Annotated in this window: 20 protein-coding genes, 5 tRNA genes and 1 pseudogene; 23 read left to right on the plus strand and 3 right to left on the minus strand. The window is 38.0% G+C overall.

Features of this window, described 5'->3' with window-relative positions; translation table 11 throughout:
- Nucleotides 1-7 precede the first annotated feature (7 nt).
- The gene (locus AAKU52_RS01330; protein ID WP_354329402.1) at nt 8-3,109 is read right to left on the minus strand and encodes a SusC/RagA family TonB-linked outer membrane protein; all 3,102 of its coding nucleotides are present in this window, start codon (nt 3,107-3,109) and stop codon (nt 8-10) included.
- Nucleotides 3,110-3,141: 32 nt separating this feature from the next.
- Nucleotides 3,142-4,389, minus strand: coding sequence for a metallophosphoesterase family protein (locus AAKU52_RS01335; RefSeq protein WP_354329404.1), 1,248 nt, complete (start codon nt 4,387-4,389; stop codon nt 3,142-3,144).
- Between the two features lie 294 nt (nt 4,390-4,683).
- Here AAKU52_RS01335 and AAKU52_RS01340 point away from each other — a divergent pair.
- A pseudogene (locus AAKU52_RS01340) lies at nt 4,684-4,761 on the plus strand (JAB domain-containing protein); the annotation flags it as partial.
- A gap of 31 nt (nt 4,762-4,792) precedes the next feature.
- On the opposite strand, the gene AAKU52_RS01345 reads toward AAKU52_RS01340, so the two are convergent.
- On the minus strand, nt 4,793-5,440 hold the full coding sequence (locus AAKU52_RS01345) for a TetR/AcrR family transcriptional regulator (protein WP_354329406.1): 648 nt from the start codon (nt 5,438-5,440) through the stop codon (nt 4,793-4,795).
- Between the two features lie 121 nt (nt 5,441-5,561).
- Between AAKU52_RS01345 and AAKU52_RS01350 the strand changes: the two genes are divergently transcribed.
- From AAKU52_RS01350 to rpoC, 22 genes are all read left to right on the plus strand, one after another.
- Nucleotides 5,562-6,008 carry a hypothetical protein gene (locus tag AAKU52_RS01350; RefSeq protein ID WP_354329408.1) on the plus strand — a complete coding sequence of 149 codons (447 nt, stop codon included), beginning with the start codon at nt 5,562-5,564 and terminating at the stop codon, nt 6,006-6,008.
- Between the two features lie 88 nt (nt 6,009-6,096).
- Nucleotides 6,097-6,453, plus strand: a complete 357-nt coding sequence (locus AAKU52_RS01355) for a hypothetical protein (protein WP_354329410.1) — start codon at nt 6,097-6,099, stop codon at nt 6,451-6,453.
- Between the two features lie 21 nt (nt 6,454-6,474).
- Complete coding sequence (locus AAKU52_RS01360) at nt 6,475-6,744, plus strand: hypothetical protein (RefSeq protein ID WP_354329412.1); 270 nt, start codon at nt 6,475-6,477, stop codon at nt 6,742-6,744.
- 19 nt (nt 6,745-6,763) lie between these two features.
- On the plus strand, nt 6,764-7,084 hold the full coding sequence (locus AAKU52_RS01365; protein WP_354329414.1) for a hypothetical protein: 321 nt from the start codon (nt 6,764-6,766) through the stop codon (nt 7,082-7,084).
- A 616-nt stretch (nt 7,085-7,700) separates the two neighbouring features.
- Complete coding sequence (locus tag AAKU52_RS01370) at nt 7,701-8,873, plus strand: acyl-CoA dehydrogenase family protein (protein WP_354329627.1); 1,173 nt, start codon at nt 7,701-7,703, stop codon at nt 8,871-8,873.
- A gap of 186 nt (nt 8,874-9,059) precedes the next feature.
- A complete protein-coding gene (gene rpsU, locus AAKU52_RS01375; RefSeq protein ID WP_354329416.1) occupies nt 9,060-9,254 on the plus strand; it encodes a 30S ribosomal protein S21 in 195 nt (64 codons plus the stop codon).
- A 134-nt stretch (nt 9,255-9,388) separates the two neighbouring features.
- Complete coding sequence (locus AAKU52_RS01380) at nt 9,389-10,273, plus strand: tyrosine-type recombinase/integrase (protein ID WP_354329418.1); 885 nt, start codon at nt 9,389-9,391, stop codon at nt 10,271-10,273.
- Nucleotides 10,274-10,287: 14 nt separating this feature from the next.
- On the plus strand, nt 10,288-10,635 hold the full coding sequence (gene hpf / locus AAKU52_RS01385; RefSeq protein WP_354329421.1) for a ribosome hibernation-promoting factor, HPF/YfiA family: 348 nt from the start codon (nt 10,288-10,290) through the stop codon (nt 10,633-10,635).
- Between the two features lie 173 nt (nt 10,636-10,808).
- Nucleotides 10,809-10,881: transfer RNA gene (locus AAKU52_RS01390), tRNA-Thr, on the plus strand.
- 41 nt (nt 10,882-10,922) lie between these two features.
- Nucleotides 10,923-11,008 (plus strand) — tRNA-Tyr (locus AAKU52_RS01395).
- A gap of 8 nt (nt 11,009-11,016) precedes the next feature.
- Nucleotides 11,017-11,089 (plus strand) — tRNA-Gly (locus AAKU52_RS01400).
- A 48-nt stretch (nt 11,090-11,137) separates the two neighbouring features.
- Nucleotides 11,138-11,209 (plus strand) — tRNA-Thr (locus tag AAKU52_RS01405).
- A 121-nt stretch (nt 11,210-11,330) separates the two neighbouring features.
- On the plus strand, nt 11,331-12,518 hold the full coding sequence (gene tuf, locus AAKU52_RS01410) for an elongation factor Tu (RefSeq protein WP_354329423.1): 1,188 nt from the start codon (nt 11,331-11,333) through the stop codon (nt 12,516-12,518).
- 100 nt (nt 12,519-12,618) lie between these two features.
- Nucleotides 12,619-12,689: transfer RNA gene (locus AAKU52_RS01415), tRNA-Trp, on the plus strand.
- A 13-nt stretch (nt 12,690-12,702) separates the two neighbouring features.
- Nucleotides 12,703-12,900 carry a preprotein translocase subunit SecE gene (secE, locus tag AAKU52_RS01420; protein ID WP_354329425.1) on the plus strand — a complete coding sequence of 66 codons (198 nt, stop codon included), beginning with the start codon at nt 12,703-12,705 and terminating at the stop codon, nt 12,898-12,900.
- Nucleotides 12,901-12,915: 15 nt separating this feature from the next.
- Nucleotides 12,916-13,458 carry a transcription termination/antitermination protein NusG gene (gene nusG, locus AAKU52_RS01425; RefSeq protein ID WP_354329427.1) on the plus strand — a complete coding sequence of 181 codons (543 nt, stop codon included), beginning with the start codon at nt 12,916-12,918 and terminating at the stop codon, nt 13,456-13,458.
- Between the two features lie 67 nt (nt 13,459-13,525).
- On the plus strand, nt 13,526-13,969 hold the full coding sequence (gene rplK / locus AAKU52_RS01430) for a 50S ribosomal protein L11 (protein ID WP_354329429.1): 444 nt from the start codon (nt 13,526-13,528) through the stop codon (nt 13,967-13,969).
- 23 nt (nt 13,970-13,992) lie between these two features.
- Nucleotides 13,993-14,691, plus strand: a complete 699-nt coding sequence (gene rplA, locus AAKU52_RS01435) for a 50S ribosomal protein L1 (protein ID WP_354329431.1) — start codon at nt 13,993-13,995, stop codon at nt 14,689-14,691.
- 2 nt (nt 14,692-14,693) lie between these two features.
- On the plus strand, nt 14,694-15,215 hold the full coding sequence (rplJ, locus tag AAKU52_RS01440) for a 50S ribosomal protein L10 (protein WP_354329433.1): 522 nt from the start codon (nt 14,694-14,696) through the stop codon (nt 15,213-15,215).
- Nucleotides 15,216-15,280: 65 nt separating this feature from the next.
- Nucleotides 15,281-15,655 carry a 50S ribosomal protein L7/L12 gene (rplL, locus tag AAKU52_RS01445; protein ID WP_354329435.1) on the plus strand — a complete coding sequence of 125 codons (375 nt, stop codon included), beginning with the start codon at nt 15,281-15,283 and terminating at the stop codon, nt 15,653-15,655.
- A 155-nt stretch (nt 15,656-15,810) separates the two neighbouring features.
- Nucleotides 15,811-19,614 carry a DNA-directed RNA polymerase subunit beta gene (gene rpoB, locus AAKU52_RS01450; protein WP_354329437.1) on the plus strand — a complete coding sequence of 1,268 codons (3,804 nt, stop codon included), beginning with the start codon at nt 15,811-15,813 and terminating at the stop codon, nt 19,612-19,614.
- Between the two features lie 73 nt (nt 19,615-19,687).
- Complete coding sequence (gene rpoC, locus AAKU52_RS01455) at nt 19,688-23,974, plus strand: DNA-directed RNA polymerase subunit beta' (protein ID WP_354329440.1); 4,287 nt, start codon at nt 19,688-19,690, stop codon at nt 23,972-23,974.
- Nucleotides 23,975-23,995 lie beyond the last annotated feature (21 nt).

A 23,995-nucleotide genomic window follows, 5' to 3' on the forward strand; every position in this document is an offset into this window, starting at 1 on the left:
ATTAAGATTAAAATGTTAATGAAATTCCGAAGTTGTAAACTTTGTTGAGCGGGTAAGCTATACCAGAAGTAGATTCAGGATCGAAATCCTTCACCGCGGTAAACGTCAGCAGGTTTAGACCGGTGAAATACACCTGTGCATTGCGCACACCGAATTTCTTAGTGAATGTACCCGGCAGGTTATAGCCAAATTCCATATTCTTCATACGTAAATAATTCGAACTTTGATACCAGTACGTATTGGAATTACTTCTCCAGTATTCACTATAACGGTTCCAGGTACGGGGCTGATCGGCAGTTGGATTCTCTATCGTCCAGCGGCCATCCACATCCTGTTGAAGAAAGTTTCCAGCTTCACCCTGCGTCTCAAAATAATTATTACGGACAGCACCCATCGCCCATTGGAAAAACAAATTGGTATAAAAACCTTTATAAGCTAAATTGATATTCAACCCCCCGATTTGTATAGGTAAATCAGTTTTATCCATTCTCACCCTATCAAGACCGTCAATTTTACCATCCTGATTAACATCTTCGAAAATAATATCTCCCGGACGAGCATTTGCCCAATGCGGGTAGGCTTCTACCTCCGCTTCATCATTAAAAACACCTATAGCATTATAAATCAACGCCGAATTCATCGGTTTACCCGTACTTTGCTGATAATCCGGTACGCCAGGTGTTTCATCCCAGAACTTGATTTTATTTTTATTGAAACTCAGGCTTGCTGTAAAACCATATTTTAACTCATTGTCATTGTTCTGATAACCCAGTTGAAATTCGGTACCCTGATTAATCACCTCCCCAATATTTTCACTTGGCAGTGTCAAACCACTTGAACTCGGCACAGATGCATTCCTTTGCCATAAAATATCCGTTCTGTGGTTATAGAAATACTCTGCAGAAAAGTTTACCTTTCCATTAAACAACTCTCCATCTACACCAACATTGGCTTGGTTGGCTACTTCCCAGGTCACGTTGCGGTTAGGAATACGCAATTCGCTGAGGATTTTATTTTCCACATCAGCGCCAAAGGTGTAAATGTTACTGGCTCCGGTAGCAAAACCATAACTCGACAAATACTGATAGGTACCGATCCTGTCATTTCCGGTTTTCCCCCATGAACCTCTAATTTTTAAACTATTCACTACCGGACTTAGGTTTTCCCAGAATCTCTCTTCAGAAATACGCCATCCTGCGGAAACACCCGGAAAAAAACCAAAGCGTTTTGATTCAGGGAATATATAAGAACCATCATAACGCCATACGAATTCAAATAAATATTTGCCCAGGAAGTCGTAATTCACACGACCAAAATAATTAAGACGTGCTTGTTCAGAAGCCGAACCCGAATTGGTTTTTTCTGCATCCGCACCGGCAAAAAGCTGATCAATACTTGGAGAAATAAAGTTTTTACGGAATGCTGAAAAATTCATGCTCTCGCCCGAAATTCTCTCCACACCAAGTAGTACTTTTAAATTATGTTTATCATTTAAACTCTTCTGATAATTAATGAGGGTATTCAATGTTAAGAGATCGGTATCCGACATATCCTGCGTTAACTGAGGATTTGTAAAACCTTTCTGGCCTTTGTTCAATACAGGCACCTGGCTACCATCGTAGGTTACGCCATCCCAAGAATATAAATACCATGGAATCTGCCATAACTTATTGTTATTCGTCTGTTGATCAAAACCAGCATTACCTGATATCGACAAGCCATCCACCCAAGGAATAGTTATGTCTAATTTGGCATTGGTTTGCAAAACAGCAGTTTTGTTACGGTCATAACCTGTTTGATTGGTGGTTACTACCACTGGGTTATTTCCATATTCTATATCCGGGCCGTTTAAACCATTAGGCCAGAATGCATGCATGTTCGGTTTTCCCCTGCGCAGCATCGAAAAAATATTAGAAGCCGAGCGAGTTGGAAAGTTACGATTCTCTTCCCTGGCGGCCACATTTACCCCATATTTAACATATTTTGAAAGCTGTCCATCCAAATTCAGTCTGAAATCCATTTGTTTATATTTAGTCGCACTATTTTTATAAATCCCATCCTGATTGTTTAAACCGGCAGAAATAAAATAACGCAGGCTTTCTTGTCCTCCTGAAATATTTAGGTTAGCACTTGTTTGCGGCGCGTAATCCCTGAAAGTTTCCCCATACCAGTCCGTATTAGGGTAAAGCCATGGATCACTACCAATCCTGTAATTTTGTATGGTTTCCGCATTGTATTTCGGCTTCTGACCAGCATATATGGAAATTTCATTCAGCATCTCCAGGTAAGTTGCGGCATCAGCACTTTCAGGGATCACGGTAGGTGTACTAAAACCTTGGTTTACCGAAAACCGAACTTCGGGTTTACCCAGTTTACCTTTTTTAGTGGTCACCAAAATTACACCGTTTGCTGCCTGCGCACCATAAATTGCTGCCGAAGCATCCTTTAAAATAGTTACACTTTCAATATCATTAGGGTTGAGTCGTTCCAAACCGCGGTTGGAGATACCATCCACAACAATTAATGGCGAATTATCACCAAGGGTATTACCGCCCCTTATCCTGAGGGTTGAACCATCACCACCCGGTTCACCCGAGCGGGTCACAGCCACCAAACCAGGTAGTTTTCCGACCAGGGAATTAGAAAGATTTACTGCAGGTGATGAAACCAGAGATTCTCCCTTTACCGAACTGATTGCGCCGGTTACGGTAGCCACCTTCTGCGTACCGTAGCCTACTACAACTACCTGCTCTAAATTACTGGAACTAACCTCCAGCGATACATTTAATGAAGCGCCATTCACGATCTTCTCTATCGAAGTATATCCAAGCATGCTAAACACGAGTATATCACCTTGCTTTGGTACCACGATACCGTATTGGCCATTCACATCAGTAATTGCTGCCACTTTGGAATCTTTAAGACGTATGGTCACGCCGGGGAGGCCGACCCCATTTTCATCAGAGACCTTTCCAGTCACCACCACATCAGCGGTGCGGAACACAAAAGAACCGGTATTTCCCGAAAAAGCATAAGTCGGAACTACACAGAGAAGACCTATAGTCATTCCCATGGCACAGCCTAAAGAATTAGTAAACTTTTTAATCATTTAATTTAAAATTATAATTGAATTTGCATGGATTACTTTTTAAGACGATAGGCGCCAACAATCTTTCCATCGTCGGTCAGCATATCCAAGGCAAGTGAGGTCTTAGTAGCATGAACTTTAATTAAGGTTCGCCTGCCATCCTTACGAACCGCTGTTCCGGGGCCGCCACCAATCACTATCGGGTAATTGTGTGTGGCCTCATCTGCATCATATGTACCATAACGATGGGTATGTCCGGAAAGAGACAGATCAATTTTACCTTTGTTAAATAGGGGATTAAACAATTTACGGCAATGCAAAGAACCGTGGCCTTCGCCGCTGTGGAACACTGGGATATGAATTAAAACCACCCTGAAAGCCGCTGTTTTAAAAGCAGGGTTCTCAATTTCCTTTTCCAGCCATAAAGCCTGAGCTTCGCGATAAGGGTTAAATGAAATCAGTCCGCCATACTCCGCGTGATCATCATCCTTATCCTCACCGGCATCCATCACAATAAAACGAACCGGACCCTGGGTAAAGGCATAGTAGCTATTTCCTTTAGGATAGTCGAAGTAGCTGAAAAGTTGACGTGCAAATTTACCACGCACTTCATGATTACCCTGTACCATTAAAAAAGGCTTTTCGGAGGCAAAAATGCTTGTCGCCGGCACCAGAACATTTCTTAAAATCTGCGCTTCATCACTCACATAATCAAAAGCATCCCCGTTCAAGACCACAAAATCATAATCTGAAGGTTTACAACCGGCAGCCATCATTTCGGTAATATTATCCGGATGGTCATGAAGGTCATTTAGGACAACAAAACGAACCTCGTCCTGCTGTGCTGAAAATGTTTTAAAAGAAAAAGGACCTTTTTTTATTGTCTCGCCATATACGAGGTGATAAGGATGAAAGTCCTCGATTTCCTTAGAAAAAACCTCATAGCGGTAATTGGTATCTGGAAGGAGGTCTAACAATTTGATTTTATGCAAACCCTTTCCAGCGGACACCAATCCATGGGCTTCAGTAAAACATTTTTTCCTTGTATTATCCGGTGCGATCAACTCCACCCAGCTCAGGCAATCATTATTGGTCAGCCACATCACGGTAACCGAATGCTCGGTACAATTCTGTAAATAGGGATCAGAAAGGAATTGAATTCCCGTTAATCCTTCGTTAGGTGCTGTGGTATCATTTGCAGCCAAAGCAGGCAATGGCAAACACATTAATAAACTCGCTTTTGACAATCCGCTTAAAAAGCTGCGCCTTTTAATCAGACTGAAGCTACTTTCTTCAGACATTTCAAACTATATTTAAATAAAATGCAAGTATAGCGGACTTGTATTAACTCCGCGTTACGTTCGGGTTAAGCTTATCCGGATAAATAAAAAGATAATGATGATTGCTGAGCGGCTTCCCTGATCAGGTCTGGGCCATTGGAATTTGCTTTTTAAAAATATGACATTATGAAGCCAGTATCAATGTCAAGCGGATTAATAGCCGGAGTTATGGGTGACCCCCATCCCTCAGGAAATTTACAACCCAGCGTTGAATATTTAAGAATTACTACACGCTTAAAATAAGCAGGTAAACTACTTTATATAAGCGTATTAGATCATTTGATTATTACCAATAAAGGCTATTATTCCTACCCAGACCAGGGGCTTATGTAACCCCTGATCTTTTCTGATCGCTATTATTGAATTACTTTTTTGGATCAACTTGTAAGTAGGCTTGTGAAATGATCCATTCTAGAGCATTGGTTATCCTATCTTTTCCTTCTGCGGTAGAAATATCTAACCCGCAAAATAAACTGTTCTTGGTATTGGAATGAAGGATTAAATGATAAATTCCTCCTACCAGTAAAGCGCTGATAGCCCGTAGATCTACTGTTGTTTCCTGAAAATAGCCATCGGTTGCACTAAGAAATTGTTCTCCAATAATTTCCCGGGCTTGGCAAATTTCTGATACAATGGGGTTTTTTTCCGACAATTCCCATCTAACAATCTGTTGCATTTCCTTATTTTCGGCAAAATAATTTAGGTGCCCGGTCAAAATGGAAGTAAACATTTCCGCAGTAGGAAACGCTTTATCTTTGTTGGTCTTATCTGCTACCTCACCTAAAAAGGATAACCAGTAATCTTTCTGACGGATGTAAGTGGTGACAAGCGTATCAAGATTGGTATAATAATCATAAATGAGTTTTTTGTCAACGCCAGCCAACTTTGCCACTTTATTGACCCCTAATCCTGTATATCCCTCGCTTCTGATAATTTCGCCTACCGCTTCCAACAATTTTTGTTTTGTCCGCTCCTTGTCCTTTATCGGGCCATGATACTTTCTTTTTTCCATTAACAATTAAATCTAAATGAATTTTAGCCTTAAAGTTAAACCGTAAAAGGTAATAATTCAATTATATCACCACTTGGAGTAAAAATATACAATATATTTGCTTGAATAATTCGAATACGTCATGAAGGCAAAGATCTTATTAGCATTGCTACTTTTGTTCATTTGCACAACCATCACATTTGCACAAATTATAGCAAATGACAAGTCATTTAAGACAATTATGGTAACCGCCGGTAAAGATGTTGCGTTTGATAAAACCATCGACTATTTACAGGCGAAGGATTTTTTCATCCAGTCGGTTGATAAGCAAGCCGGATTTATACAGGCGAAAGTATTTGTGAAACATAAAAAGATCTTGTCAGCCAAAGTAGGAGAAAGAAGAACAATGAACTTTATCTTAAGACCAACAGGCAATAATATAAATGTCATGCTAAACATTTATAGTGAAGGGTACTTTTTTAGCGGTGCTTCAAACGGACATTACTATGAGGACAAAGGGATAATAGATGATGCAGCCGTTTACCAGGACATTTTAAGCGGCCTGCAAAAAGCTTTAGACCCGTACTAAGGCGTATTTAAAACCGGTTGCGTTGTCAGTACAAAATAGGATACTCAGGAGAAAAACACAGCATAATTAACTATTAAAAACACAAGTTATGAAACTAAAACTATTAAAAAACAACTATTTACCTGTTCTTCTATTCTTATTTATCCTTACGGTTGCCGGTTGTAAAAAAGATAAATTAAATGTAGATCAAATAAAGGAATATGAAGAGGTGGGGCATACGGCACAAAACGAATATGACGGTGGTTGGCGATTAACATTAAATCCCGACGGATCTGTGGATATTTTGCCTACCGGTGATATTAGTTATAGAGGCACCTATAAAATTAATGGTGCTAAGATTAAGGTTAAAACTGAACAGAACTCTGGTTCTTATGCTTTTGAGATTATTTCTGAAACTGAAATTAAAGAGAAAGAATTTGGTACACTTTTAAGGTTGAAACAATAATTCAAAGACAGATAATAATCCATGAAAAAACTAATTCCATTTATTCTTTGCCTGTTTTTCTTGGCTGCCTGTGACAAAAACAAAGATTTGGCAGAACCTGTCGTTCCTGTTCAACCAGTACCCGTAGAGACCTATAAATTTAAAGATATTAAATATACTGTTGAAGAAGGAGATATTGAAAAAGAGTTTCAAACCAATTCCCAATCATCTGTATTTATAAATAGAACATCCGTTACGCAGCAGGCTGTGGTCGTTCCGGAGCCTATGGAAACGTCCTATTTTCCAAAGTGATGCGAAAGATGCTTTCAATTTGGATAAGGATTCCATAAAGGTAGGTGTTCCTGATTATATTTATGCAAATAAGGATATTCAATTAGGTATAGATAAATGGGGCTATAGTGGTCGGGTAATACAATTACCAAGCACATTAAATTTAAAACAAACTATTCCCGTAAAGCCCTATACGAGATTAACTTCTCAATGGACAATCACCGTGCATCAATATGCTGCTACTTATGTAGCTACATTTGTAAGCCAACCATCGGGAAGAGTGGTAAAGATAACGGGAAAGTGGACGGGAACTTACCCTGTCAAGGCAAATATAATATCCGAGGTTGAAGAAGTTAAATAATTTGCCAAATTCTATTACTTTGAAAACAGACATTGAAATAATAAATATCATTGCTGTCCGATTAAATTTTAGAGTTTCAATAAAAGCGGTTTGATTTATCATCAAAGCAAACCACTTTACTCCTTTGTAAATAGAAGCCCCTTATGTTGTAAATAGGCATAACTGGGGTTGTTTTAAGTTGTTTAGCTTGCACCCAATCTGCAGCAGTGATTTAAGAAATTTGAATAGATCGATATTAGTCATCAAATGATAACGGATCACGGACATCATGTTTGAAAATGCCCATTTTCGTTTTGCCCATCGTTGTATCACCAGCATTATCAGCTAGTTAGGCTATTAATCTAATTATTACCCACATTTATTCCCGTTATTTTAATCTATATTTTGACTCTTAATTCTCATAAATTATATAATTATTAAAGGTTTTTAATATGGATGAGGTAATATTGAAAACAAGCTAAAATAATTTCGAATTATTTTAGCTTGTTTTTTACCGCTTAAAACACGTGTATTTAGGTTATTGGACTAAATACCGTTGTGTACTAAAATGTAAAGAATAATCTTCTAGTAAATCTGTAAATTTATTCATTATTATTGTTCAAATTCGTTAAACATGATGGAAGAAACGTTAGAAAATTCTGTGGGCTATAGCTTTGCCATTTCTGAAAATCAACTGATGGTCAGAAAAATGGTTAAAGATTTTGCTGAAAAAAATATTCGTCCGCATGTAATGGAATGGGATGAAGCACAATATTTTCCGGTAGAATTATTCAAAAAACTTGGCGAACTGGGTTTAATGGGGGTTTTGGTGCCAGAAAATTATGGTGGTTCAGGTTTTGGATACCAGGAATATGTAGATGTAATTGTTGAAGTGGCTAAAGTTTGTGGTTCTATCGGCCTTTCGGTGGCGGCACATAATTCTTTATGTACAGGGCATATTCTTGCTTTTGGTAATGAAGTACAAAAACAGAAATGGTTGCCTAAATTGGCCACTGCAGAATGGATAGGTGCCTGGGGTTTAACAGAGGCTAATACAGGTTCTGATGCTTTAAGGATGATGACTACTGCAACCCTTGATGGTGACGATTACGTTATTAATGGGGCTAAGAATTGGATTACCCATGGTAAATCTGGTGATATTGCTGTAGTAATGGTGCGTACTGGTGAAACGGGTAGTTCTAAAGGGATTTCTGCTATTGTTGTAGAAAGGGGTACTATAGGTTTTTCTGCCGGTAAGAAAGAAAATAAGCTGGGTATGCGGGCTTCTGAAACCACCGAAATGATATTTGATAATTGTAGGGTGCCTAAAGAAAATTTATTAGGAAATTTAGGCGATGGTTTTAAACAAGCCATGAAAGTATTAGATGGTGGCCGGATTTCTATTGCGGCCTTGTCATTAGGTATTGCCAAAGGTGCTTATGAAGCTGCTTTGGCTTATTCAAAAGAACGGCAGCAATTTGGGCAACCGATTTCTAGTTTTCAGGGCATTAGTTTTAAACTGGCAGATATGGCCACAGAAATTGAAGCTGCTGATTTATTAATCAGGCAGGCTGCGGACATGAAAAACCGTGGGCTCAAGATGACTAAAGAATCTGCAATGGCGAAGTATTATGCTTCAGAAGTTTGCGTGAGGGCATCTACAGAAGCAGTTCAAATTTTTGGAGGCTATGGTTATACCAAAGATTTTCCCGTTGAAAAGTTTTATCGCGATAGCAAATTGTGTACAATTGGAGAGGGAACCTCTGAAATACAAAAAATAGTTATTGCAAGAGAAGTATTGAATGCCTAACTTAGAATTCAATTATTAATAAATAGCCTATTCTAACCAAATATATAATGCAAAAAAAACCGGTGAGCTTTAATGTTCTCCGGTTTTTTTATTTACCTCAGTATTTTAATGCGATCTGGTTGATTTGTTAAATATTTATTATACATTTGCAATCCTAAAAACAACGAGAGGAGGTATTTTAACGTTATGATTATAATTAATATTAAAGACGGCGAATCACTTGATAAAGCGCTAAAGCGTTTCAAGAAGAAATTCGAAAAAACTGGAGTTTTAAGAGAACTTCGTAGCCGACAAGCATACGAGAAAAAATCTGTAACTCGTCGTACGTTAGTGAAACACGCTATTTACAAACAAAATATGCAACTAGAAGGAGTAATTTAATATTCCCATAGTTCTATCATAGAAAGCGCTATCGAAATTTCGGTAGCGCTTTTTTTGTATAATAATTTTTAATAAATTGATTTGTATAGATCTTTTACTATATTGACTTTATAAGTTTTCCATAAACAGTAAGTATGTCTATAGAAATATTTTTATCTTATTTGTCTCATGAAAAACGGTATTCTCCACATACCGTTTTATCGTATGAAAATGACTTACGTCAATTTAAAGAATACCTGTTGTTAACTTTTGAGCTTGATTTGCTGGAAGCAAAGTATGTGCAGGTGAGAGATTACATGGTATATTTAATGGAGAATAACATAGGTGCCAATTCAGTAGGGAGAAAAATGTCTGCCCTTAGAAGTTTTTATAAATATAACCAGCGGCAAGGGGTCATTACTTCCAATCCCTTATCATTAATTAAAAGTCCGAAGGCCGCTAAACCTTTACCTGTTTTTATAGCCGATCAGCAGTTAGATAAATTGCTTGATTCTGAGGAGTATTTTAATGGAAGTTTTGCTTCGGTTCGCGACAAACTTATATTAGAAGTGCTGTTTGGTACAGGTATGCGCCTTGCTGAATTAATTGCGCTTAAAGATAATGATATCGATTTTTACGATGGGAGTGTAAAAGTTTATGGGAAAGGCGGGAAGCAAAGAATTATTCCTTTACCTAAACCTTTAGCTGTATTGTTAAGGGAATTTATTAACTTGAAATCTTTACAATATTTCGACAACAAAACGGAGGCCTTAATCGTTAGTAACACAGGGAAGCAGGCTAACCGTTCATTTATTTATAGCACAGTAAAAAGTTATTTGACATTTATATCAACACAGGACAAGAGGAGTCCACATGTTTTAAGGCACTCTTATGCCACCAGCTTATTAAATAGAGGCGCAGACTTAAATGCAATCAAAGAGTTGCTTGGGCATGCTAGTTTAGCGTCCACAGAGGTCTATACACACAATTCCATTGAAAGATTAAAAACAATTTATAAACAAGCCCATCCAAAGGCATAAAAAAGGAGGACAACATGAAAATTAGAGTTCAATCGATCCATTTCAATGCAGACCAGAAGTTATTAGACTTTATACAAAGAAAAGTAGATAAGTTAGACCAGTACTTTGATCAGATCATCAGTGGGGAAGTATATTTAAAACTAGAGAATGTAGATGATGAGGCCAATAAGATAAGTGAGATAAAACTATTAGTTCCGGGCATGACAATGTTCGCAAAGGAGCAATGTAAAACATTTGAGGAAGCGACAGATTTGTCGATAGAGTCCTTAAAAAAGCAAATTACTAAACATAAAGATAAGACCAGAACAAAATTAAGTGAGCATAAAGAAATTTTAAGCTCGAATGAAGTGTCTGATTATTAGGTATATATTTCAAAGTTTTTTCGATAAAAAATTGACGGCATAAAAACCGTCAATTTTTTTTTAAAATAATTTTGGATAGGTGATAAATTCTTGTAGATTTGCATTCCCAATCGGAAGAGGCGTTGAGCTTTTAAGAAAAGGAAAAAGGTTCTATGAAAGTTTAAATTTAATAAGCCTCCTTAGCTCAGCTGGTAGAGCAACTGACTTGTAATCAGTAGGTCATTGGTTCGATCCCGATAGGAGGCTCTTTTTACTCAACATCGCAAGGTGTAGGCAGTTTAAAGAATGGGGGGATACCAGAGTGGCCAAATGGAACAGACTGTAACTCTGTTGTCGCAAGACTTCGAAGGTTCGAATCCTTCTCCCCCCACCAATAAAGAAGCGGAAGTAGCTCAGTTGGTAGAGCGATAGCCTTCCAAGCTATAGGTCGCGAGTTCGAACCTCGTCTTCCGCTCTAAAATAAGTTGGGCAGCCGGCTAAAATGGATTGCAAGCTGAGATTAGCCGAAGTAGCTCAGCGGTAGAGCACTTCCTTGGTAAGGAAGAGGTCGTGGGTTCAAGTCCCATCTTTGGCTCATAGAATAAGGAACTTTGTTAAGTCTGTAATAAGAACAGAGGGAACAGGGTTTTTTGTATTGAATACTATCAAAACAACAAAATTAAAATAAAAGTTAACCTACTAATAAGTATAAAAACATGGCAAAAGAAAAGTTTGACCGCAGCAAGCCGCACTTAAACATCGGCACAATCGGTCACGTTGACCACGGTAAAACAACCTTAACAGCAGCTATCACAAAAGTGTTATCTGATGCAGGTTTATCTGAGGCGCGTTCATTTGATTCTATTGACTCAGCACCTGAGGAAAAAGAAAGAGGTATCACTATCAATACATCACACGTTGAGTATTCAACTGCGTTACGTCACTATGCTCACGTTGACTGTCCAGGTCACGCGGATTATGTGAAAAACATGGTTACGGGTGCTGCACAAATGGATGGAGCTATTATTGTTGTAGCTGCTACAGATGGCCCAATGCCACAAACTCGTGAGCATATTTTATTGGCTCGTCAGGTAGGAGTTCCTTCATTGGTAGTTTTCATGAACAAAGTTGATATGGTTGATGATCCTGAATTACTTGAATTAGTAGAGATGGAAATTCGTGAATTATTATCGTTTTATGAATTCCCTGGTGATGATATTCCGGTTATTCAAGGTTCTGCCTTGGGTGGTTTGAATGGTGATCCAAAATGGGTTGGTGCAATCATGGATTTGATGAATGCTGTTGATAGCTACATTCCAATTCCTCCACGTTTAACTGAACTTCCATTCTTAATGCCTGTTGAAGATGTATTCTCGATCACTGGTCGTGGTACTGTTGCAACTGGTCGTATTGAGCGTGGTGTAATCAACTCTGGAGATCCTGTTGAGATCTTGGGTATGGGTGCTGAAAATCTTAAATCAACTGTTACAGGTGTTGAGATGTTCCGTAAGATCCTTGATTATGGTGAAGCAGGTGATAACGTAGGTTTACTGTTACGTGGTATTGAGAAAACTGATATCCGTCGTGGTATGGTTATCTGTAAACCAGGTACTGTAACTCCTCATACTGATTTCAAAGCTGAAATCTATGTATTATCAAAAGCTGAAGGTGGTCGTCACACACCGTTCTTTAACAAATACCGTCCACAATTCTATTTCCGTACAACAGATGTTACTGGTGAAATTTCACTAGCTGAAGGAACTGAAATGGTTATGCCAGGTGATAACGTAACGATTACAGTAAAATTGATCAACGCAATCGCAATGGAAAAAGGTCTTCGTTTCGCTATCCGTGAGGGTGGTAGAACAGTAGGTGCTGGTCAGGTAACTGAAATCTTAAAATAATATTTAGTACTTTTGTACTTAATATCATACAAAGCTTAGTACTTAGATACGGCGAAAATTGCCAAGCATCTAAGTACTAAGTTCTTTTAATAAAATCAATACGGGAATAGTTCAACGGTAGAATAGAGGTCTCCAAAACCTTTGATCAGGGTTCGAATCCTTGTTCCCGTGCAAATACTAAAATATGGCTAAGGTAGTTCAATTTGTTAAAGAATCATATGAAGAAATGACCCAAAAGGTTACCTGGCCTGCATGGGCAGAATTGTTAAATTCTGCAGTGTTGGTTCTTGTAGCTTCATTTATCATTGCAATCGTTATCTTTGCAATGGATAAGGGATCAACATTTGTTTTAGATACTTTTTATAAATCACTTTCTAATTAAAATATAAATAGCTAAATGAACGATCAGTTAAAGTGGTATGTAGTTAGGGCTGTTAGCGGAAAAGAGAAGAAGGTTAAGCAGTATATCGATTCTGAAATTAGTCGTTTAGGTTTTTCAAATCTTGTTCCTCAAGTATTAATCCCGATGGAAAAATACTACCAGATGAAAGATGGCAAGAAAATTGCTAAAGAACGTAACTTCTACCCAGGCTATGTTTTGATAGAAGCTCAGCTAGATGGAGAATTAGAGCACATTATTAAAGGTGTTAATAGTGTGATCGGTTTTCTCGGAGATAAAGGCGGCAATCCAGTTCCTATGCGTCAATCAGAGGTTAATCGCATTCTAGGTAAAGTTGATGAAATGAGCCAACAAGGCGAAACAATGAACATTGCTTATTATGTTGGAGAAAACGTTAAAGTTATGGACGGACCATTCAATGGTTTTACAGGCGTTATCGAAGAAGTAAACGAAGAGAAAAAGAAGTTGAAAGTTATGGTGAAGATCTTTGGACGTAAAAGTCCGCTTGAACTGAACTATATGCAAGTAGAAAAAGAATAAAATAAAGACCTTAAATGTTACATGCTTCCATATTTAACATTGAGTATTACAATTAACAAAACATAAAATGGCAAAAGAAGTCAGTGCGCTTGTTAAATTACAAATCAAGGGTGGAGCCGCAAATCCATCACCACCAGTAGGGCCTGCATTGGGTGCTAAAGGGGTGAACATAATGGAATTTTGCAAGCAGTTTAATGCTCGTACCCAAGATAAGCCCGGTAAAGTATTACCAGTTGTAATTACTGTTTATGCTGACAAGTCTTTCGAATTTATCATCAAAACCCCTCCTGTAGCTATCCAGTTAAAAGATGCTACTAAATTAAAGAGTGGTTCTGCTGAGCCCAACCGTAAGAAAGTTGGTTCGGTGACTTGGGATCAGGTTAAGTCGATTGCTGAAGATAAGATGGTAGATTTAAATGCCTTCACTATCGAAGCGGCAATGAGTATGGTTGCCGGTACAGCACGCAGTATGGGAATCACCGTTAGCGGTGACGCACCCTGGACAAATTAATTAACAAAAAACAGTTTACAACAGTGGCTAAATTAACAAAAAATCAAAAAAAGGCACATGCTAAACTAGAAGTCGGTAAAACGTATTCTTTAGAGGATGCGGCTGCTTTGGTAAAAGAGATCACTACAACTAAATTTGATGCCTCGGTAGATATCGACATCGCTTTAGGTGTGGATCCACGTAAGGCCAATCAAATGGTTCGTGGTATCGCAACTTTACCACACGGCACAGGTAAGACTGTACGTGTTTTAGTACTTTGTAATCCAGATAAGGAAGATGAAGCTAAGGCTGCAGGTGCAGATTTCGTAGGTTTAGACGAATATGTAGCCAAGATTGAAGGTGGATGGACTGATGTTGACATTATTATCACTACTCCTGCTTGTATGGCAAAAGTAGGTAAACTGGGCCGGGTTTTAGGTCCACGTAACCTTATGCCGAACCCTAAGTCAGGTACTGTAACCAACGATGTTGGTAAAGCAGTTACCGATGTTAAAGGTGGGAAAATAGATTTTAAAGTTGACAAAAGTGGTATCATTCATGCTTCGGTAGGAAAAGTATCATTCCCTGCAGAGAAAATTTATGAAAATGCTTTAGAAGTACTACAAGTAATTTCAAAATTAAAACCTTCTGCTGCAAAAGGAACTTATTTTAAGAGCATTCATGTTTCTTCAACTATGAGTCCTGGAATTGCTATCGAACCTAAATCAGTAGCGGGGGCATAATTATGAACAGAGAAGAAAAACACGAACTAGTTTTAGCTCTTCAAGAGAAAATGCAAGAGTTTGGTAATTTTTATATTGCCGATACTTCAGGATTGTCTGTTGAAAAAATAAATAATATCCGCCGCAAATGTTTCGAAAGCGGAATCGAAATGCAAGTTGCTAAAAATACTTTAATCAGAAAAGCGATTGAAGCATTGGATGGTGATGCATCAGAGATTTTTGCAGCGCTAAAAGGCCAATCGGCATTACTATTCTCAACAACAGGAAATGGACCAGCAAAGCTGATCAAATCCTTGAGAAAAGGAACTGATAAACCTCAACTTAAAGGTGCATATATTGATTCATCGGTATACGTTGGTGATAACCATTTAGATGCCTTGGTAAGCTTGAAATCGAGAGAAGAGCTTATTGGAGATATTGTTGGATTATTACAATCGCCAGCTAAAAACGTTATTTCAGCACTTAAGTCTAGCGGTGGTAAAATTGCAGGAATTGTTAAAACTCTTCAAGAAAGAGAAGGTTAAGGAACGCCTCTAAAAGTTTCATATTAAAATAAATTATTTTACATAAAATTTTAAAATCTATACAAATGGCAGATTTAAAAGCGTTTGCTGAGCAATTGGTAAACTTAACAGTTAAAGAAGTTAACGAATTAGCTCAAATCTTGAAAGACGAGTATGGTATCGAACCAGCTGCTGCTGCAGTTGCTGTTGCAGGTCCTGCTGGTGATGCTGCTCCTGCAGTTGAAGAAAAAACTACTTTTGATGTTATATTGAAAGAAGCTGGTGGTGCTAAATTAGCAGTAGTTAAATTGGTTAAAGATTTAACTGGCTTAGGTTTGAAAGAATCAAAAGAATTAGTTGATAGTGCACCAAAAGAATTGAAATCTGGTGTTACTAAAGACGAAGCTGAAGCTTTGAAAAAACAATTGGAAGAAGCTGGAGCTGTAGTTGAAATTAAGTAATCACTTAATTTTAATATAACTTTATCATAGACTCCGACTATTACAGTCGGAGTCTATACCTGTTTATAAACATTTCATTTAGTTTGGCTGATGAAATGTTATTTGTGGCAAACCAAACAAATAGTTTATTCTTAAAGTAATTTAACTTTAGTCCATTGGCAAATAAAGTCGACCAAAGAGTAAATTTTGCACGTAGTAAGCATATTATAGATTATCCTGATTTTCTAGATGTGCAGTTGCAATCCTTCAGAGAATTTTTTCAGATTGAGACTACTTCAGATAACCGTCATACAGAAGGTTTATTTAAAGTTTTTGCTGAGAATTTTCCAATCACTGATTCCAGAAATATTTTTGTTTTGGAATTCCTTGATTATTTTATTGATCCACCTCGTTATGATATACCTGAGTGTATTGACCGTGGATTGACTTATAGTGTTCCCCTGAAAGCTAAACTTAAGCTTTCTTGTAATGACGCAGAACACGAAGATTTTGAAACTATTATTCAAGATGTCTATTTAGGAACTATTCCATATATGACACCTAAGGGTACATTTGTGATTAACGGAGCTGAGCGTGTTATTGTTTCACAATTACATAGGTCTCCGGGTGTGTTTTTCGGCCAGAGCCGTCACACTAATGGTACCAAGCTTTATTCTGCCCGTGTAATTCCATTTAAGGGATCGTGGATTGAGTTTGCTACGGATGTGAATAATGTCATGTATGCTTACATTGATCGTAAGAAAAAGTTCCCGGTAACTACGTTATTGCGTGCTATCGGTTATGATTCTGATAAAGACATCCTTGAATTGTTTGACCTGGCCGATGAGGTTAAGGTGAGCAAGTCTGGTTTGAAGAAATACATCGGACGTAAACTTGCGGCAAGGGTATTAAGAAAATGGGTTGAAGATTTTGTCGATGAAGATACCGGTGAGGTAGTTTCTATAGATCGTAACGAAGTAATCTTAGACAGAGACACTGTATTAGAAGATGAACATGTCGATATGATCATTGACGCGGGTGTTAAAACCATCATCTTATCTAAAGAGGATGGCGCGAGTCAAGCTGATTATACCATTATATATAATACTTTACAAAAGGATACTTCTAACTCTGAGAAAGAGGCTGTGGAAAACATCTATCGTGCTTTGCGTAACGCAGAACCACCTGATGAGGAAACAGCGAGGGGTATTATTGAACGTTTGTTTTTTTCAGATAAACGTTATGACTTAGGTGATGTTGGTCGTTACCGCATTAACCGTAAGTTGAAAATGGATACGCCAGACCATGTGAAGGTTTTAACAAAAGCTGATATCATTGCTATAGTTAAATATCTGATCAAATTAATTAACTCTAAAGAAGAGGTGGATGATATTGACCACTTGTCTAATCGTCGTGTACGTACGGTAGGTGAGCAATTATATGCTCAATTTGGTGTTGGTTTAGCACGTATGGCTCGTACCATTCGTGAACGGATGAATATTCGTGACAATGAGGTGTTTACTCCTACAGATTTAATTAATGCCCGTACTTTATCGTCGGTTATTAATTCCTTCTTTGGTACTAACCAGTTGTCTCAGTTTATGGATCAAACAAATCCATTAGCTGAAATTACGCATAAACGTCGTTTGTCAGCATTAGGCCCAGGTGGTCTTTCGCGTGAGCGTGCTGGTTTTGAGGTTCGTGATGTTCACTATACTCACTACGGTCGTTTGTGTACGATTGAAACCCCAGAGGGACCAAATATTGGTTTGATTTCTTCTCTTTGTGTTCATGCTAAGATTAATACTTTAGGTTTTATTGAAACACCATACAAGAAAGTAATTGACGGTGTGGTTGCAGTAGATGAGCCTGTTATTTATCTTTCTGCTGAAGATGAAGATGGTAAAACAATTGCACAGGCAAATGCAGCTTATGATGATAAGGGTAATTTTACTACGGCACGTGTTAAAGCACGTTACGAGGGTGATTTCCCAGTTATTGAGCCCGAGAAATTAGATTTAATGGATGTTGCCCCGAATCAAATTACTTCGATTGCAGCTTCATTGATTCCTTTCTTAGAGCATGATGATGCTAACCGTGCATTGATGGGTTCCAACATGCAACGTCAGGCAGTTCCCTTATTGCGTCCTGAAGCGCCGATTGTTGGTACCGGACTGGAAGGTCGTGTTGCACGTGACTCCAGAACGTTAATCAATGCTGAAGGTAATGGTGTTGTTGAATATGTTGATGCGAATGAAATCACCATTAAATATGAAAGAAATGATGGAGATCGTTTAGTTTCATTTGAAGGTGACAGCAAAACTTATAGATTAATCAAATTCAAAAAGACCAATCAGAATACTTGTATTAACCTTAAGCCTATCGTTAAGAAAGGTGAAAAAGTTACCAAAGGACAGGTACTTTGTGAAGGATATGCTACCGAAAATGGTGAGTTGGCATTAGGAAGAAACTTAAAAGTTGCTTTCATGCCTTGGCAAGGATATAACTTTGAGGATGCGATCGTAATTAACGAGCGTATTGTTAGAGATGATATTTTTACTTCCTTACACATTGAAGAGTTTGAATTGGAAGTGCGTGATACAAAACGTGGTGAAGAAGAGTTAACCTCTGATATCCCTAACGTTTCTGAAGAAGCCACTAAAGATTTAGATGAAAATGGTATTATCCGTATTGGTGCTGAAGTTAAAGAAGGTGATATTTTAATTGGAAAGATCACTCCTAAAGGAGAGTCTGATCCTTCACCGGAAGAAAAACTACTTCGTGCAATCTTTGGTGATAAAGCCGGAGATGTTAAAGATGCTTCCTTAAAAACCCCACCATCTATTAAAGGGGTTGTTATTGATACTAAATTGTTTTCCAGAGCTAAGAAAACTACAAAAGCAGAAGAGAAAGCTGCAATTGAGAAATTAGACAAAAGATATAATTTAGCTGTTGAGAACCTTAAAAACGAATTGGTTGATAAGTTGTTCCAAATTGTAAATGGTAAAACATCCCAAGGTGTTTTCAATGTTTACAAAGAACTCTTGTTTCCTAAAGGTGCGAAATTCACTCAGAAAAGTTTAACTGAACTGGAATATGCACACATCAATCCATATAAATGGACTACTGATGAGGATAAAAATGACCAGATCAAATTGTTGTTGCACAACTACGGTATTCGTGTAAACGAAGAATTAGGTGCTTATAAACGTGATAAATTCGCTATTAGTGTGGGTGATGAACTGCCTTCTGGTATTGTTCAAATGGCTAAAGTTTATGTAGCTAAAAAGCGTAAACTAAAAGTAGGTGATAAGATGGCTGGTCGTCACGGTAATAAAGGTATTGTTGCGCGTATTGTACGTGATGAAGACATGCCTTTCTTAGATGATGGAACGCCTGTTGATATTGTGTTGAACCCTTTGGGTGTACCTTCACGTATGAACCTTGGTCAGATCTATGAAACTGTATTAGCATGGGCTGGTCAGGAATTGGGTGTTAAATTTGCAACGCCTATTTTTGACGGTGCCAAGCATGATGAAGTGGAAGCATGGATCGCTAAAGCTGGAGTACCTGCATCTGGAAGAACTTATTTAAATAATGGTTTAACTGGAGATAGATTCGATCAGCCGACAACTGTTGGTATTATCTACATGTTGAAATTAGGCCACATGGTTGATGATAAGATGCACGCCCGTTCTATCGGACCGTACTCTTTAATTACTCAACAACCTTTAGGTGGTAAGGCTCAATTCGGTGGTCAGCGTTTTGGTGAGATGGAGGTTTGGGCATTGGAGGCATTTGGTGCTGCCAATATCCTGCAGGAAATCTTAACTGTTAAATCTGATGATGTTATCGGTAGAGCAAAAACTTACGAAGCTATTGTAAAAGGGGATAACCTTCCTACACCAGGCGTACCTGAATCATTCAATGTTTTGGTACATGAGTTACGCGGATTAGGTTTAGATATTACGTTAGACTAATTTTAGGTTATTAGTATGCGTTATGGTTACATAACGCATGCTTTTCAACTTAAGACTTACAAATAATAAAGATATGTCTTACAAAAAGGATAATAAATTAAAAAGCAACTTCACTTCCATTACCATTAGTCTGGCATCGCCGGAGGCTATATTGGAGCGCTCTAGTGGGGAAGTGTTGAAACCTGAAACCATCAATTACCGTACTTACAAACCTGAGCGTGATGGTTTGTTTTGTGAGCGTATTTTTGGCCCGGTTAAAGATTACGAATGTCATTGCGGTAAATACAAGCGTATCCGCTATAAAGGTATTGTTTGTGATCGTTGTGGTGTTGAAGTAACGGAAAAGAAAGTACGTAGAGAACGTATGGGACACATTAATTTGGTAGTTCCTGTTGCTCATATCTGGTATTTCCGTTCCCTTCCAAATAAAATCGGATACCTATTAGGTTTGCCTACTAAAAGATTAGATTTGATTATTTACTACGAACGTTATGTAGTTATTCAAGCTGGTTTTATGGGCGAAGAGGGTATCCAATATATGGATTTCTTAACTGAAGAAGAATATTTAGATATTCTTGATAAGTTGCCTAAAGAAAACCAATACCTAGATGATAAAGATCCTAATAAATTCATCGCCAAAATGGGTGCTGAAGCATTAGAGGATCTATTGAAACGTATTGATTTAGATACTTTATCATACAATTTACGTCACCAGGCTGCAAACGAAACTTCTCAACAACGTAAAAATGAAGCTTTAAAACGCTTACAAGTAGTTGAGGCTTTCCGTGGTTCCAGATCTCGCATTGAGAATAACCCAGAGTGGATGATCATTAAGATCGTTCCTGTTATTCCGCCTGAATTGCGTCCGTTAGTACCTCTTGAAGGTGGTCGTTTCGCTACTTCAGATTTAAACGATCTTTACCGTCGTGTAATTATCCGTAACAATCGTTTAAAGCGTTTGATCGAAATCAAAGCACCAGAAGTAATTTTGCGTAATGAAAAAAGGATGTTGCAAGAAGCGGTTGATTCGCTATTTGATAACTCCCGTAAAGTTAATGCAGTTAAAACTGAAGGTAACCGTGCCCTGAAATCTCTTTCTGATATTTTAAAAGGTAAGCAAGGTCGTTTCCGTCAGAATTTATTAGGTAAACGTGTGGATTACTCTGCTCGTTCTGTAATTGTTGTAGGGCCAAGCCTTAAATTACATGAATGTGGTTTACCTAAAGATATGGCTGCTGAGCTATTTAAACCGTTCATCATTCGTAAAATGATTGAAAGGGGTATTGTTAAAACCGTAAAGTCTGCTAAGAAAATTGTAGATAGAAAAGATCCTTTAGTTTGGGATATTTTGGAGAATGTTCTTAAAGGACATCCTGTATTACTGAATCGTGCGCCTACTTTGCACAGATTGGGTATCCAGGCTTTCCAACCTAAATTAATTGAAGGTAAAGCGATACAATTGCACCCTCTTGTATGTACAGCATTTAACGCGGATTTTGATGGTGACCAGATGGCAGTACACTTACCTTTAGGTAATGCTGCAATTTTGGAAGCCCAAGTTTTGATGTTAGCTGCTCATAATATTCTTAATCCAGCGAATGGTACGCCTATTACAGTACCATCTCAGGATATGGTTTTGGGTCTTTATTACATTACTAAAGGCCGTAGAACTGATGAGACAAGAGTAGTAAAAGGACAAGATTCAATTTTCTATTCTCCTGAAGAAGTAATTATTGCTTACAATGAGAAAAGTATTGATCTTCATGCATTTATCAGAGTTAAGGTAAATGTTAAAGAAGAAAATGGAGTTATTGTAAATAAACTTGTTGATACTACAGTTGGTCGTGTACTATTTAATCAAATGGTACCTGAAGAAGTGGGTTATATCAACGAATTGCTAACCAAAAAATCTCTTAGAGATATTATTGGTGAAGTTGTTAAAATTACCGGTATGTCACGTGCAGCCCGTTTCTTAGATGACATCAAAGAATTAGGTTTCCAAATGGCATTCAGAGGTGGTTTGTCATTTAATTTGCAAGACGTAAACATTCCAGTAGAGAAACAAGCACTATTGGAACAAGCTTCTGCAGAAGTTGAAGAGGTAAGGAATAACTATAATATGGGATTCATTACCAATAACGAGCGTTATAACCAAATCATCGATATCTGGACTCGTATTAATAACCGTTTAACATCATACGTGATGACGCAGTTATCGAGTGATAATCAGGGATTCAACTCTGTTTATATGATGTTGGATTCTGGAGCCCGTGGTTCTAAGGAGCAGATTCGTCAGCTATGCGGGATGCGTGGTTTGATGGCTAAGCCTCAAAAATCAGGTTCTGGTGGTGAGATTATTGAAAATCCAATTCTGTCGAACTTTAAAGAAGGGCTATCCGTATTAGAGTACTTTATCTCTACTCACGGTGCACGTAAAGGTTTGGCGGATACAGCGTTAAAAACTGCGGATGCGGGTTATTTGACTCGTCGTTTGCACGACGTTGCACAGGATATGATTGTTAATTCTCCTGATTGTGGTACTTTGAGAGGTATGTATACTACTGCCCTTAAAGATAATGAAGACATTGTTGAGCCTTTATATGACAGAATTTTAGGTCGTATTTCCCTTCATGATGTATTTAATCCTCTTGATGGTGCTTTATTGGTAGCTGCAGGAGATGATATCGACGAGGATGTTGCTAAAGCAATTGAGCAATCGCCAATCGAAGGTGTTGAAATTCGTTCTGTTCTAACCTGTGAAAATAAAAGAGGTGTTTGTGCCCTTTGTTATGGTCGTAACTTAGCTTCTGGTAAACGTGTTCAAAGAGGAGAAGCTGTTGGTGTTATCGCGGCACAATCTATTGGTGAACCGGGTACACAGTTAACATTACGTACTTTCCACGTAGGTGGTACTGCATCAAACATTGCCGCAGAATCTCAGATTATCGCGAAATTTGATGGGGTTATCGAATTTGAAAATATTCGTACCGTAGAAAACATCAATGATGATGTTGCTAACCAGATCGTTTTAGGTCGTTCAGGTGAATTCAAAATCATTGAACCTGTTACTGGTAAAATAATCATGACCAATAATATTCCTTACGGATCATTCTTGTACGTTGAAGATGGTGCGAAAATTACCAAAGGAGATAGAATTTGTTCATGGGATCCATATAACGCCGTTATTATTTCGGAGTTTGCCGGTAAGATTGAATTTGATGCCATCGTTGAGGGTGTTACCTTCCGTGAAGAATCAGATGATCAAACTGGTCACCGTGAGAAAGTAATTATTGATACACGTGATAAAACTAAAAATCCTTCTGTAAGGGTTGTAGATAAAAAAGGTGAATTGATCAGAGGATATAACATTCCAGTTGGCGCACACATTGCTGTTGACGAAGGTGATGCTGTTAAAACTGGTCAGATCTTGGTTAAGATTCCTCGTACAAGTGGTAAAACCCGAGATATTACTGGTGGTTTGCCTCGTGTAACGGAGTTATTTGAGGCTCGTAACCCTTCAAACCCTGCAGTAGTAACAGAGATTGATGGTGTTGTAACCTTAGGTGGTGTGAAACGTGGTAACCGCGAAATCACCATTGAATCTAAAGAAGGTGAAGTTAAAAAATATCTTGTTCCATTGTCCAAACATATCCTGGTACAGGATAATGACTTTGTGAAAGCTGGTATGCCTTTGTCTGATGGTTCTATCTCTCCTGCAGATATCTTGAAAATTAAAGGCCCTGCAGCTGTTCAGGAATACCTAGTTAATGGTGTTCAAGAGGTTTACCGTTTACAAGGTGTAAAAATCAATGATAAACACTTTGAGGTAATTGTGCATCAAATGATGCAGAAAGTTCATATCGAAGATCCAGGTGATACCATGTTCTTAGAAAACAACTCTGTGGATCGTTGGGACTTTATGATTGAGAATGATGAGATCTATGACAAAAAGGTTGTCGTTGAAGCAGGTGATTCAAATAACGTGAAACCTGGTCAAATCCTTTCCTTACGTAAATTAAGAGATGAAAATTCTCAGCTTAAACGTAAAGATCTGAAGCAAATAGAAGTTCGTGATGCAAAACCTGCAACTGCGAGTTCTATTCTGCAAGGTATCACACGTGCTTCATTAGGAACTAAATCATTCATCTCTGCAGCTTCCTTCCAGGAAACTACTAAAGTGTTAAACGAGGCAGCCATTGCTGGTAAACGTGATAACATGCTTGGATTGAAAGAAAACGTAATCGTTGGTCACTTGATTCCTTCAGGTACTGGTGTACGTGGCTACGAGAAAATCATTGTAGGTTCTCAAGAAGAGTACGATAAATTATTAGCATCGAAAAAAGAAGAAGTAGAAGCTTAATTTTTTAATAACTATTTCAAG

The sequence above is a fragment of the Pedobacter sp. CG_S7 genome (assembly GCF_040544395.1).
Classification (GTDB): Bacteria; Bacteroidota; Bacteroidia; order Sphingobacteriales; family Sphingobacteriaceae; genus Pedobacter.